Source organism: Candidatus Binatia bacterium (genome assembly GCA_036504975.1).
In the GTDB taxonomy this organism is placed as follows: Bacteria; Desulfobacterota; Binatia; order UBA9968; family UBA9968; genus JAJPJQ01.
In genome coordinates this window covers 1-12,718 of record DASXUF010000169.1, presented here as the reverse complement: position 1 = coordinate 12,718, position 12,718 = coordinate 1, and the positions used below count along the sequence as shown (strand labels likewise).

Sequence of the window (12,718 nt, the reverse complement as noted above, 5' to 3'; positions counted from 1 at the left end):
GCCGAGTGCCCTTCGAACGTAGACATGGCGAAGCTCAAGTACGAGTTTCTGAGCCACTATCACGCAGCCAACGGCTTGCCGCTCAGGAACCGCCTCTTCGGCGGGATCGAGCGGTTGAACCGATTAGGCGCGCGCTTCGCGCCGCTCTCCAACCTGCTGGCCAATTCGCGGCTAAACCGCTGGCTCCTGGAGCGCGTGGCGGGAATCGACTCGCGGCGGCCGCTGCCGGCGTTCGCCGCCGAGACTTTCGAAGATTGGTTCACCCGCCATCGCGCGGAAGGAGAGGGCGAGAAGGGGACGGTCGTTCTCTTCCACGACACGTTCAACACTTTCAACACTCCGGCCGTGGCGATCGCGGCGACGCGGTTTTTAGAGCGCGCCGGCTATCGCGTCACGCTCGCCGAAAAGCGCTGCTGCGGCCGTCCGATGATCTCGAAGGGCATGCTCGCCGAGGCGCGCGATAACGCCTCGTGGAACGTCGAGAAGCTCTCTCCTCACGCCGAGAAAGGCATGGCTATCGTCGGCCTGGAACCTTCCTGCCTGTTAACATTGAGAGACGAGTATCCCGAGTTGTTGCGCGGCGAAAAAGCAAAAACCGTCGCGAGCCGGAGTTTTCTGTTCGAAGAATTTATCTCAAGCGAACGAAAGGCCGGGAGGCTCTCGTTGGAATTCGCCGGCAACGGACGCAAAGCGCTGCTCCATGGACACTGTCATCAGAAGGCGCTGGTCGGAACCGCGCCGACCGTGGAAACGCTCCGCTGGGCCGGCTTCGACGTCACCGAAGTAGACTCGGGCTGCTGCGGCATGGCCGGCTCCTTCGGCTTCGAAAAAGAGCACTATGATGTCTCGCTCGCCATCGCCAACCGCCGCCTCGCGCCCGCCGTCCGCGCCGCGGACCCGAGCGTCGAGATCGTGGCTTCCGGAATCTCCTGCCGCCAGCAGATCGAGCACGTCGCGGGGCGCAAGGCGAAACACCCGGCGGAGCTTTTGTGGGAGCAACTTTCCCAAAGCCGCTCTGAGTAAAGATCCCCCCGGCATTCCGGTTTTCACCCATCTTGAAAAATATCTTCCGCCTCTTCAGGATAACGGGATATGTGTGGCATCGCGGCCATCTTTGAAATGAAAGAGCCTGCGGCTCATTACCGGGAGACGGCTCTCAAGATGACGGCCAAATTACGTCACCGCGGTCCCGACTGGAGCGGCATCTATTGCAACGACAAAGCTGTCCTGGCGCACGAGAGGCTCTCCATTGTGGACGTCGAGCACGGCGCCCAGCCGCTGTTCGACCGGATCAACGGCAATGTGCTCGCGGTCAACGGCGAGATTTACAACCATGTGCCGCTGCGCCGGAAGCTCAAACGCAAGCACCTGTGGCAGACGAAATCGGATTGCGAGATCCTGCTTTATTTGTACGACGAGTACGGGCCGGCATTCCTCGACTTGCTGGAGGGGATATTCGCCTTCGTCCTCTACGATAAGAAGAAAAGGGATTACTTCGTCGCGCGCGACCACATCGGGATCATGCCGCTTTACATCGGCTGGGACGAGAAAGGCGCGGTCTATGTGGCGAGCGAGATGAAGGCCTTGGAGGGCGTTTGCGAAAAGCTTCAGGAGTTCCCGCCGGGGAGCTACTATTTGGGCGGCAAAAAGGAATTTGTCAAATGGTACAACCCGGCATGGACGACGGAGATCCCGAAAAAGAATTTGTCTCTGGAAAAACTCCGGACAAAACTCGAGACCGCCGTCAAGCGGCAAATGATGTCCGACGTCCCCTACGGCGTGCTTGTCTCCGGCGGGCTGGATTCGTCTTTGATCGCCGCGATCGCCTCGCGCTACAGGAAGAAACGAGTAGAATCGGGCGACAAGAAAGAAGCCTGGTGGCCGCGGCTGCATTCTTTCTCGGTCGGCCTGAAAGATTCTCCCGACCTGCAACACGCGAGGAAAGTAGCGAAGCATATCGGCACGGTCCATCATGAGATCGTTTTTACGATCGCCGAAGGGCTCGACGCTCTGAGGGACGTCATCTATCATTTGGAAACGTTCGATGTCACGACCGTCCGGGCGGCGACGCCGATGTATCTCGTGGCCCGGAAGATCAAATCGATGGGGATAAAGATGGTGCTTTCAGGCGAGGGAGCGGACGAGGTCTTCGGCGGGTACTTGTACTTTCACATGGCGCCGAACGCCGAGGAGTTTCACCAAGAGACGGTAAGAAAACTTTCGCTGTTGAGCAAGTACGACTGTCTGCGGGCGAATAAGGCGACCGCCGCTTGGGGTCTGGAGACGCGCGTGCCTTTCCTCGACAAGGAGTTCCTCGACTATGCGATGAGCGTCGATCCGGAAACCAAGATGTGCTCCAACGGCAGGATTGAAAAATATCCTCTCAGGAAGGCATTCGCGGGGTATCTGCCCAAAGAAATTCTGTGGCGACAGAAGGAGCAGTTTTCCGACGGCGTCGGCTATGGATGGATCGATCACCTGAAAAAACACGCCGAAGAGACCATCAGCGATGACGCAATGGCGCAAGCCCGCGAGCGGTTTCCCGAAAAGACGCCCGCCACGAAGGAAGAATATTTTTACCGGGAGATTTTTTCAGATTATTTTTCGAGCCCCGACGCAGCCGCGACCGTGCCGGTCGGTCCGTCGATCGCCTGCTCCACGCCGACCGCATTTCGCTGGAGCAAAGAGTTCGCGAAGATGAACGATCCTTCCGGCAGGGCGGTCCGGAGCGTGCACAAGAACGCGGCCAAAAAGGTTTGAGCGGGAGCGACGCGCGTTCGTCAAAAAGATTACGCCGGTAGCGTGTACCTTTCTTCGATCGCCTTTTTAATCAACGCGCGGCTCTCGTCGGCGGGAATGCCGTTCATACCTTCCACGCGCTCGGTTTCGGCGGCGAGCTCTTCGTCTTTGATCTCCTTGCGAAACCAGCGGGAATAATCGCCTCTCTGGAGATGATGGTTCCACGTGTCGTCATCCACACCCTCGGCGAGCTGCACGAAAAGGATAAGATTTTGCGCCTGCAGATGGAGCTTGCCGTCGGGTCCCTCGAAGTAGAAGCTTTTCTTAGGCCCGAGGTCGCCTTTGGCGTACTTGCGTCGATGGCGGCGGCGCTCCGTGCGCGCCGGAAGAATTTGAAACTTGAAGGGCGCCGCATTCGGCTGCCTTCTCCACATGAGGACTTCGCCTTGGCTCAATTTGATCGGCGGCGTCGAAGGCGGCGTCTCGCCGATGAGTTCGCCGACCACGGCGAGCGTTTTTTCCGGCGCTTCGCCGACCGCGATGACGGTGTTCACGGCCGACCGGGCCTCCGGCGCGATCGACTTGGGCTGGATCGTGACGAAAACGAAGCGCTCGAACTCTTTGGGAATCGCGAGCGGGGCGGGCTCCCAGGTGGCAGGCAGCACGTGATGGGTCTCATCGATGACAAGCCAATGGGGATGGCCGAGCTGCGCCCGCAAGTCTTGCAGACGCGGCAGAAGCGCCAAGAAAAAAGCCGGCCGGTCCTTGAGCGGCAGGCCGACGAGATTCACGACGGCGTTGTCGGCGGGATTTTTCAGCAGCCGAAGGACCTCGTCCGCGCTGGGCGGCTCGTCGTGCGTGCCCAGCGCCACGGCGGCTTCGAACGATTCGTAATCGCTCTCGGGATCGATGACGCAGAATTGATAGCCCTGTTCGTTGAGACGCTCCAAGATCGCCGTCGTCACCGTCGATTTGCCGCTGCCCGAAGGGCCGGCGATGAGAAGATTCACTCCATAGGGCGAGAGGCGCACCGCCTCGCGCGATTCCCGGTGGCCGAGAAGTATATGGTGGCGCCGCAGCCGGCTCTCTCGCGCCCGGAGATCTTCGCGCACGATCTCGTCGGCGAGCTCGACGACGCCGCGGCCGTTCTCGCTCTCGGTCACGAAATCGACGCGCTCTTTGACCATCGGGAGAGCGTTGGCGACCGCCACGGAACACTCGCAGAGGCTTAAGAAGGCGTGGTCGTTCTCCGCGTCGCCGATGCCGACGACATTGTGCGGCGAGATTCCGACCTCACGGAGCGCCACGGTGAGACCCGTAGCCTTGTTGATTCCGGCGGGGAGAACCATCACCGCGCCTTTGTTGAAGATCACCTGCAGCTCGAGTCCCAGGTCGCGAATCGTGTTGAGGACCATCGTCTCGTGAGGCCGGAACGTGGAGACGATGACGGCGCCGACGCCGAGGGGCGCCACGCCGCGGTCGCGGAGCGTCTGCACGAATTGTTCCGGCGGCGGCTTTCCTTGGACTTTTCTTTCCCGGCCGGCCGGCCGGTAAATCGTGGCGCCGTTCTCGGCGACGATGCGCTCGAACAGGTTCGCGTGGGGAAAGATCCGCAGCAGATCGTCCAGCTCCCGGCCGGTGACCAGAATCAGCTTCCGGCCGGAGGCCACAAGACGCTCCAACGCGGCTATCGTCTCGCCGGCCACGCGTCCGCCGACGCCGAGAGTCTCATCGAAGTCGCAGGCTAAAACCAAGTAACGCACGCATCCCTCCCCGCGCTTTCACGCGCTACTTAAAAGGGTAATGAATCCGGGGTAATTTTCAATTAGGGGAATTCCTGGATGCGGCTCTCGTTTTTCGAGGAAGAAAGGCTCAAACAGTGCATTTTTGGAGTGTTCTTGTGCGGTGTCGATCTCGAAGCCGCCTTCCGTCGATCTTGATTGACGCGCATTTTTTTGTGCTAGTATTGGGCATGTTCGAGGCTATCAACCAGGCGAAGGAGAAAGTCAAAGAGTGGGTCGAGCAGCACCGGCATGTCGTTCTCTACGACGAGGAAAGCTCTACATTTCTGGACGTCGCCTCGGGGAAGCGCGTTCATCTTCCCTGGCGCGACGTGAAGGCGTTCGAAGAGAAGATTCATCCCGAAACGAAGGACGCCTATCTCGTGCTATTATTCGAGAACGGCCGCCAGATCGCGCTCGTCGATCCGGGCGGCGTCGCCTTCGAGCCTTCGACGATGAATACGGGAACGCTCAAGGACCTTCCAGCCGTCGTCTGCCTGCGCGACTTTCTAACGCTCAAGCAGCGCGTCGATCATTACCTTATCGAACATCGAGATGCCGCGCCGCCGAAGGAGTGCCTCGATCTCGTTATGATTTGCATCGCCATATTGGACGGCGCGCGCGCCGTGGGCTTCGACGTCGCAGATTTAGAGGGAGAGTTGGAAAAATCGTTGCGCGAGCTGGAGGGAAAAACCAACAAAGGATGAAGGATGAGGGATGAAAAGAAACAGGAGGGAGTAATGAGGAGCGAAGAGTTTGTAAAAGAGTTGTTAGTACCCGTCCATGAATTTTGTCGCACGCTCGACGGGCAGCCGCCGGCGTATAGCTATATCCCGCTCAAGAGCGACGAGGAGCGGGTTCGCGTCATGAAGAGCCGCCTCTTCAACGAGCTGAGAGCGGCGGATCTTTACGGCGCGTGGCTCAAGACGACGCCCGAGCTGGACGTGAAGACGACGATGGCCGAATCGGCGCACGAAGAGATGACGCATGCCGGGCTCCTATCGAAAAGAATTCAAGAGCTCGGCCAGAATCCGTTCGACTATAAGCCGCTGCCGGCGCAGATCGCGATGTTCAACGCCATGGAGGGTCTCAACGACACTTGCGAGCGCCTCGCCGGACTTTCTCTGGCCGGGGAGACCGTGGCGTACTACTTGATCCAGATGTGCCTCAAGTCGCCCGCCGTCCCGGACTGGATCAAACAGCCCTATCGCCGGATCACCGAGGACGAGGCGGAGCACGGCAGCGTCCCGCAGGAATTTCTCAAGCGCTATGCCACGACCGCCGACCGGCAAGACCGAGTGCGGCGCGCCGTCGCGATGCGCATGGTGCTCTTCCGTGAATATCTCGCCAGCCTCGACCGCTGGGCGATGGGGAAAGGGCCGTGGTGATTAGACTAAAATTTTATTTCCACCCATTCTTATTTGAAATGCGTCTCGATAAATTTAAGAACGTCGGGGCCCCAAGTCTTCGCGCCGCGGGAGCAGAAACTATGGCCCTCGCGGAAACCGAAGCCGAAGGCGGGATAGACCTTCGCTTCTACCGGCTGGCCGCTTTTCCGAACTTCTTCGCTCAAGACGCGGTTCGGAGTCAGGTCGTGGTCGTTTTCCGCCTGCAGGAAGAATACCGGCATGGTCGCTTTTCTCGCGGCAGCGATGAGAAGCGAGCGCAAATCCGAAGAGCCGCTCCACGTCTCGGTGCCACCCGAGCAATTCACCGCGACGCGATAGCCGGGTCCGCGCTCGACCGCCAGCATCGTTTGGATCCCGCCGAAGGAAGCGCCCATGACTGCGATTCGGTTCTTATCCACGTAGGCAAGAGCCATCAAATACTTTAATCCCGCCAGTTGATCTTGGAAATGCGTTTCGTGAAGTTTAACCGACATGCCGCCGCGTTTGCTCTTTGATACAGCCCCGCTGAGCTCATCCATGATGTAAGGTCCCGGCGAACGCCCTTGTCCGCGGCGATGCGGCACGAAGAAGATAAAGCCTTTGCTTACGAAATATGGCGCCACGGTCTCGACCGACCCGGGGGATTTCTCGCTGCCGTGGTTCCATAACAACGCGGGAAAAGGACCATCGCCGGACGGCTTCCAAACAAACCCCTTGAGCTCGAGATCACCGCTCTTGAATCCGATCAAGTCCGGTCCGGTGGCTTGTCCCCAGGCGCTTTGAATTGCCGGGAAAAACGCGGCGACCCAAAGCGCAAAAGACCCTCGCACAAAGATTTGCCGGACGACCAACATCCAAAAATACAATCGCTTCATAACGCGCTGCTGGAAGCTCTCCTCTTAGCCAAAATCGCCCGAGCATTTTGGTAGGCGATCTTTCGCGCGGTCGAGGGGTTAAGCTGCATCAGAATGGTCCGAAAGAATTCGGCGCTCTCCGCCGCCGTCTCAAGCGGCGTGCCATGGTTCGGGCCTGTGCCGGGGAAATCAAAGCCCAGAAAAAAGCGCTCCGGATACGACTCGAAAAGTTGGCGCCAGTCCTCGCGCAACGTCATGCCGGACAGGATGGGATATCGGTCTATTCGAAGCCTTTTATTTTTTATCGCCAGCTCAAAGTAGAGATTGGGGTGAGTCTCTAGAAGATCCGTCATCACAGCCGGAGACAAAAAGCTTCCCGTGTGAGTCCAAATCACGCTTGCCTTGGGATGAGATTTTAAAGCGCGCTCCATCTCCGGCCTGCCATCGGCGGTGCAGTGAATGCTGATCGGGACGCGGTATCTCGTCACTAACTCCAGAAGGCCCCGGATTGCCGGGGAGTCGGGCGCTAGCTGTGTGGGCCGGTCCGAGTGATAGGCGTAGATTTCACCCAGCCCGCGATAGAGACTGGACTGTAGCGCGCGCTCGTAATCGTCGAGCAACTCTTCGATGGCCTTAGGATCGCCGGTCTTAATCTTGGCGCGAACGGCATCGTTGGCAGCGGGACCCGCAAAAAACAGGACGAACCGGTCTGAGTATTTCTGCAGATCGCTCGTTTCTCTGCCTCCGGTTCCGCCCAGGAAGAGGACCGTTTGTTCGATCCCGACTGAATCCATTGTCCGAATGAAATCTTGCGCCGTGCGTGGAGGCCTGCCGGGGTAATGCGCGTGCACGTCGATAAGCGGAATCTTGGCGACCACCTCTCTCGGCATGCGGCTGACGGGGCCGGCGCACGCTGCCAGGGCCGGGATCAAAAACGGAATCGGAAAGAATTTCCGTCGAGCGGTTTTCATTGCGCAAACAAATCGCCTTCCGCGGGCGGAGTCGCCTTGTGGGAGGCCTCGCTCAGCATCCGGTCGATCCGGCTAAGCATCGCTTCGAAGTTTTCCGGACGTTGATTGAAGATCGCCGCATAGCTCCAGCCGGCGGCCAGTTTGGCGGCGAAGCTCATCGTACCCGCGAAGCTGCCGCGGTGCCAAATGTTGGCGCCGACCCTTAGCGGCCGGACGCTCAAGCCTTTGGCATAATACGTGGGCTTGCCGGAACTGTCCGCTGCGTCAGGGCGGGCCGTCAACTCCGCGTAAGTTTCAGGTTTCAGCAAAGCCGGTTTGCGCGTGCCGTCCAACGCGTTTAAAAAACGCAAATAATGCGCGGCGGTGGTTATCCACCCGCCCGAAGCACCCCTCGCTACCATGGAAAATCCGCCGTAAGGCGATAGGGTTCTTACGCCCGGAATTTGGGTAGCAAAGTATTGACCTTCGTCCGCCAACGAACCTTGTTCGGTGCCCAACGCAAAGCTCTTGATCCCGAGCGGCTCGGCGATCGCCTCCTTGACGAAATCGCCATACGATTTGTTCGAAACCTTCTCTATGACGCGTCCGAGGATGCAATACCCGACGCTTGAATACGCGGATCTTTCTCCGGGCACGAAGTCGAGCATGGTCGTCTCAAGAAAGCGCTTCGCCCGCGAGGGGCATAGCGGAAATCTTTCGAACATCGGCTCTTGCGACTCCGTTCGATCCCATCCGCCGCGGTGTTCCAATAGCTGGCGCACCGTTATGCGCCCGACGCGGGGATCCCTGAGATCTTTGGCGGCAGGCGCGGCGTCGCCCAACACCTCAAGGACCGTGTCGTCGAGCTTGAGTTGACCGCGCTCCACGAGCAGCATCACGGCGGCGCTGGTGATCGGCTTGGAGAGGCTCGCGATACGCAAGCGGGTTTTTCGGTTGCACGGATTCATTTTGTGCGAACCCCCTGCGCGCGACGCCGTAGCTTTTCGCCAGAACGAGCCGGCCCTGGTAAGCCACGGCGAGCGTTCCGCCGGGCAAGTGATTTTCTTCGAGCAAATCGAGCATGGCTTGATCAAATGCTTCCAGCCCGGGCAACGCTTCGCCGGAGAAACTTATGGGCCGGAGCTCCGGCTGTACTATGGAGCAGCCGCAAATTAGAAGTACGGCGATGAGAAGAAAACCCAACGCGGACCTTTCCTCGTATGTCCCTAAGGACCGATTCGATCCGGAACCGGCTTGCCCGTAACCCAATCAGCAATAGCTGCAACTACTTCGCGGCGCTTACCAGAAAATCCATGGGCATAACTTTTCCCACCACCGGGATCCCGTGGCTTGCAGCCAATTGCTCTGGACTGGTCTCCACCCAACACTTCAATAAAGCTAACTCTTGGACTGTTGACGAGGCGTCGATGTTGCTGAAGGGCGGCTCCGAAGCTTGCGCACGTATCCTCCTTGTGATGAACAAAGAGCGCGGGATAGGTGATGGTGTGTAACGGCAAGGTCGCCAATGACACTGCCCTGGGACCCAATTCGCCGAGTGCGCCTGTAAGAACCACGCCACCGACGCGATGGTCCTTTAAAACCGTCGCGAGATAAGCGACCGATGTAGTTCCGGCGCTATGGCCGATCAGATAAATGGGCTTTGGCCACTTTTGACTTACGAAGTCGATGATCTTCGTCACATCTTCCAGGTGATCTTTACTGGCTCTAAATCGATCGCCGCCTAACATTCCATACGGCTGGTCTGACGGCACATCCACTATCGCCGTTGTAAAGCCCTGCTCACGAAACTCACGGATGAAAAGTCTCTTAGGTTGGCCGTCTTCTGTATTTACTAGATAGCCTTCGCCTCCAGGAAAAAATAGGAATACACCCCTTGGAACAGCATTGGGAGTTGTCAGCAGAACCCTCACGGTCACGCCGGGACGTGTGTTTAGAGTCGCAAGCTCCTCACCCGCGCCCAGAGGGCCTTTGACTTCAGGCAAAGCGGCGGCGCACCCGGCCAGCGTCAGCGATAGAAGCAATGCCAGCAAATTCCGAGCGTTCGCGCTGCTAACCGTCACGGCGGATTTTTCCGATTCGTTCTTCTGATTTTATCTCATGGCGCGACGGTGCCCGGCTTCTGCGGCTGTTTGCCTTCCAGCTCGGCGGTGATGTCGCCGTAGAGGCCGTAGGGATTGGGCACGGTCTTGCGATACACTTCCGGCGGCACGTTGCAGTAGACCTCCAGCAGGTTGCCGTCGGGATCGTAAAAATAGATGCTCTTGGTAATCCCGTGGAAAACGATATGGCGGAACTTCACGTTGTTGGCTTTGAAGATGCGATACGCTTCTTGAAGCTCGGCGAAAGAGGCCAGCTCATAGGCGACGTGCTCCATGCCGACGTGCTGCTCCGGCTCCGGCATGCGCGCGCCCGCCTCGGCCTGGCGGATCGCCAGCACGTGATGGTTCGCTTCCACGTCGGGGCTGAAGAACAGCATGCCGTTGCCGTTGTCGCCGACGAGCGGAAGGCCCATGACTGCGGTGAAGAATTTTTTCGACCGCTCGAGATCTTTGACGCGCAAAACGAGATGGCCGGTTCGTTTTATTTTGATTGGCATTGTCGATCCTCCTTGTGACAAGGGCATAGCAGCGATTTTTTTAACACAGGCGTTTGGTTCCTGCAATTTCGAAGCCGCGCTATTCTGGCTTCCTCTCCCTCCGCTGGAGGGAGAGGATAAAGGTGAGGGGTGGCTCCGGGTGAATACCCTCACCCTTGCCCTCTCCCACAGGGAGAGGGAGAATCCGCAGAGCGAATAAGCGGGGCCGTCTGTGCGGTGTTCAACTTTTTTCGATTCCGCACAGCAACAGCGCGGTCAACGCGTAGACTTTCGTCGCGGCGACGAGGTCGGAAATTTTCATCGCCCGGTTGCCCGCGCCGCTGTACGGATCTTTCTGCCGCGGCGGGCCGTAACAGACCGAAGGAATGCCGGTCTCGTTGAAAACGTTCAAGTCGCGCCACATGCTCACTTCGGCCGACGGCGGCAGCGGCGGCTCGGCTCCAAAAACATAACGATGGGCCTCGGTGATCGCGGAGATCAGCGCATCGGCGTTCTCGGCGATGTGGCCGCGCGAGTATTGAAACGCGGAGACCTCGCAGTCGATGCCCAAAGCCCGCACGGCGCGCTCGACGTCTTTCTTGACGGCTTCCGGCTTTCTGCCCGGAACCAGCCGGATGTCCATGTAAATATCGCAGAAGGGACTCGCCTGGCTCACGTTGGCGTTGGCGCCGTGAACGTTCATGATCTGCGCTTTCGGGATGATGGCGCCGCCCTCGAACTCCAATTTCTCTTTTTGCTGGTACCGCACGGCCCATTCCTCAAGTGCCATAATTACGTGCGCCGCCTTGGCGAAGGCGTTGGGATTTTCGTGGATCGATGCGCCGCGCTCGTAGCGCGGCGTGTAGACTTCGCGTCCCTTCACGCGGATTTTGAGCCAGACCGCGCCGCATTCGGCGCGCACGATGCCGAAGCCCGAAGTCTCGCCGACAAGCGCGTAGTCGGCGGTGACGCCGCGATCGACCGCCCACTTGGTGCCGAACCCCTCGCCGGGATGATTGACGCCCTGATAATCGTCGATGGACGGCGCGCCGGTCTCGAACGCCACCGCCGTGATCGTGAGGTCGCCGCCGAGGCGAATGCCGGCGCGCTTGATCGCCCGCGCCGCGATCATGATGGCGCAAAGCTGCGCCTTGTCGTTGATCACGCCGCGGCCGAAGATGAGATCGCCCTCGGTCCACGCGCCTTCGATTGTTTTATCCGCCTCGGTCGCATCCGTTCCCAGCTCGGGTCCGGTGTCCATATGCGCGTTGAGGATCAGGCTCGTCCCGTCGCCGCTCCCGGGAATCGTCGCGACGGCGTTGACGCTTTCTTCGGTGATGAACTGAAGCGAGCCGTCAATGCCGCATTCCTTGAGCCAGGCGAGCACCGCTTCGCCCACTTTTCTTTCCTTGCCGTGGAAGCTCGTCGTGTTGCCGAGCTTGAGAGAGAGATCGACCAGCTCCGACCGATCGGCCTCGATGGCGGCGAGCAGGTCGTCGTAGACTTTCTCTTTTTTCATGAGCGCGCTCCTTCTTCAGCGGAACTTACTTCCTGGCGCGAGATTCGTCAATGCGAGGGGAAGCATCCGCGCGCCGTTCTCTTGCGGCAACGCGGCTCTTGGAATATGGTGCCTTGCAAGAAATTAGAATCAATCGTTCCAGAAGGAGCCATTGGGATGAGTAAAGCAGCCAGAATGGCCGAGAAGCCGCGCGCGCAGTACGGATCGGACGTGATCGTCGACATGTTAAAGGCTTTTGACATCGAGTACATCGCCCTGAACCCGGGCGCGACGTTTCGCGGTTTGCACGACTCGCTGGTGAATTACGGCGGCAACCGGATGCCGGAGATGATTCTGTGCCCGCACGAAGAGATGACCGTGGCCCTCGCGCACGGCTACGCGCGCGCCAAAGGGAGGCCGATGGCCGCGGCGGTGCACAACATCGTCGGCTTGCAGCATGCGGCGATGGCGATCTACAACGCCTGGTGCGACCGCCTGCCCGTGATCGTCATGGGCGGCACCGGACCGATGGACACGGCGCTGCGCCGGCCGTGGATCGACTGGGTGCACACGGCGTTGGTGCAGGGAAACTTCGTCCGCGACTTCGTCAAGTGGGACGATCAACCCGGCAGCGTCGAGGCGGTGCCGGACGCCTTCATTCGCGCCTACCGGCTGGCGACGACCGATCCGATGGGCCCGGTTTATCTCTGCTGGGACAGCGAGGTGCAGGAGAAAAAGCTCGACGGCGAGATTCCGTTTCCGTCGCTCGACCGCTATCCCGCGCCGCTGCCGCTGCAGGCGCCGGAAGAGGGCTTCGAGAAAACGGTTCGCTGGCTCTGCGAAGCCAAGGCGCCGGTGATCATCGCCGACTGGGTCGGAAGAAGAGAAGCGGGCTTCAAGGCGTTGTTGGAG

General features: G+C 59.3%; 13 protein-coding genes. 6 read left to right on the top strand and 7 right to left on the bottom strand.

Annotation, left to right across the window (positions count from 1 at the left end; all coding sequences use genetic code 11):
* On the top strand, window positions 1–1,023 hold a 1,023-nt coding region (locus tag VGL70_20565; GenBank protein ID HEY3305925.1), incomplete at its 5' end, for a heterodisulfide reductase-related iron-sulfur binding cluster.
* 69 nt (window positions 1,024–1,092) lie between these two features.
* Window positions 1,093–2,760 carry an asparagine synthase B gene (gene asnB / locus VGL70_20560; GenBank protein ID HEY3305924.1) on the top strand — a complete coding sequence of 556 codons (1,668 nt, stop codon included), beginning with the start codon at window positions 1,093–1,095 and terminating at the stop codon, window positions 2,758–2,760.
* 29 nt (window positions 2,761–2,789) lie between these two features.
* Here the strand turns inward: asnB and VGL70_20555 are convergent, their stop codons facing one another.
* Window positions 2,790–4,502, bottom strand: coding sequence for an HAD hydrolase family protein (locus tag VGL70_20555; GenBank protein ID HEY3305923.1), 1,713 nt, complete (start codon window positions 4,500–4,502; stop codon window positions 2,790–2,792).
* A gap of 209 nt (window positions 4,503–4,711) precedes the next feature.
* Here VGL70_20555 and VGL70_20550 point away from each other — a divergent pair, with 209 nt between their 5' ends.
* Both VGL70_20550 and VGL70_20545 read left to right on the top strand, forming a co-directional pair.
* A complete protein-coding gene (locus tag VGL70_20550) occupies window positions 4,712–5,227 on the top strand; it encodes a hypothetical protein (GenBank protein HEY3305922.1) in 516 nt (171 codons plus the stop codon).
* Window positions 5,228–5,260: 33 nt separating this feature from the next.
* On the top strand, window positions 5,261–5,908 hold the full coding sequence (locus VGL70_20545; GenBank protein HEY3305921.1) for a ferritin-like domain-containing protein: 648 nt from the start codon (window positions 5,261–5,263) through the stop codon (window positions 5,906–5,908).
* Window positions 5,909–5,937: 29 nt separating this feature from the next.
* Here VGL70_20545 and VGL70_20540 read toward each other — a convergent pair whose 3' ends face one another.
* From VGL70_20540 to VGL70_20530, 3 genes are read right to left on the bottom strand one after another with little or no spacing between them, the layout of a single operon-like run.
* Window positions 5,938–6,783: a prolyl oligopeptidase family serine peptidase gene (locus VGL70_20540; protein HEY3305920.1), complete on the bottom strand. Its 846-nt coding sequence runs from the start codon at window positions 6,781–6,783 to the stop codon at window positions 5,938–5,940.
* Window positions 6,780–7,733, bottom strand: coding sequence for an amidohydrolase family protein (locus tag VGL70_20535; protein ID HEY3305919.1), 954 nt, complete (start codon window positions 7,731–7,733; stop codon window positions 6,780–6,782). The genes VGL70_20540 and VGL70_20535 overlap by 4 nt, the downstream gene beginning before the upstream one ends.
* A complete protein-coding gene (locus VGL70_20530) occupies window positions 7,730–8,680 on the bottom strand; it encodes a serine hydrolase domain-containing protein (protein ID HEY3305918.1) in 951 nt (316 codons plus the stop codon). Before VGL70_20530 ends, VGL70_20535 begins: the two co-directional genes overlap by 4 nt.
* Before the next feature lies 1 nt (window position 8,681).
* Here VGL70_20530 and VGL70_20525 point away from each other — a divergent pair, with 1 nt between their 5' ends.
* A complete protein-coding gene (locus VGL70_20525) occupies window positions 8,682–8,888 on the top strand; it encodes a hypothetical protein (protein HEY3305917.1) in 207 nt (68 codons plus the stop codon).
* Between the two features lie 50 nt (window positions 8,889–8,938).
* Here the strand turns inward: VGL70_20525 and VGL70_20520 are convergent, their stop codons facing one another.
* The 3 genes from VGL70_20520 to VGL70_20510 all read right to left on the bottom strand — a co-directional run bounded on the left by VGL70_20520 (window position 8,939) and on the right by VGL70_20510 (window position 11,827).
* On the bottom strand, window positions 8,939–9,763 hold the full coding sequence (locus VGL70_20520) for a hypothetical protein (GenBank protein ID HEY3305916.1): 825 nt from the start codon (window positions 9,761–9,763) through the stop codon (window positions 8,939–8,941).
* Window positions 9,764–9,828: 65 nt separating this feature from the next.
* Window positions 9,829–10,329 (bottom strand): VOC family protein, encoded by a 501-nt coding sequence (locus VGL70_20515; GenBank protein HEY3305915.1) that lies wholly within the window; start codon window positions 10,327–10,329, stop codon window positions 9,829–9,831.
* Window positions 10,330–10,549: 220 nt separating this feature from the next.
* A complete protein-coding gene (locus tag VGL70_20510; GenBank protein HEY3305914.1) occupies window positions 10,550–11,827 on the bottom strand; it encodes a M20/M25/M40 family metallo-hydrolase in 1,278 nt (425 codons plus the stop codon).
* Between the two features lie 156 nt (window positions 11,828–11,983).
* On the opposite strand from VGL70_20510, the gene VGL70_20505 reads away from it, so the two are divergent.
* On the top strand, window positions 11,984–12,718 hold a 735-nt coding region (locus VGL70_20505), incomplete at its 3' end, for a thiamine pyrophosphate-binding protein (protein HEY3305913.1).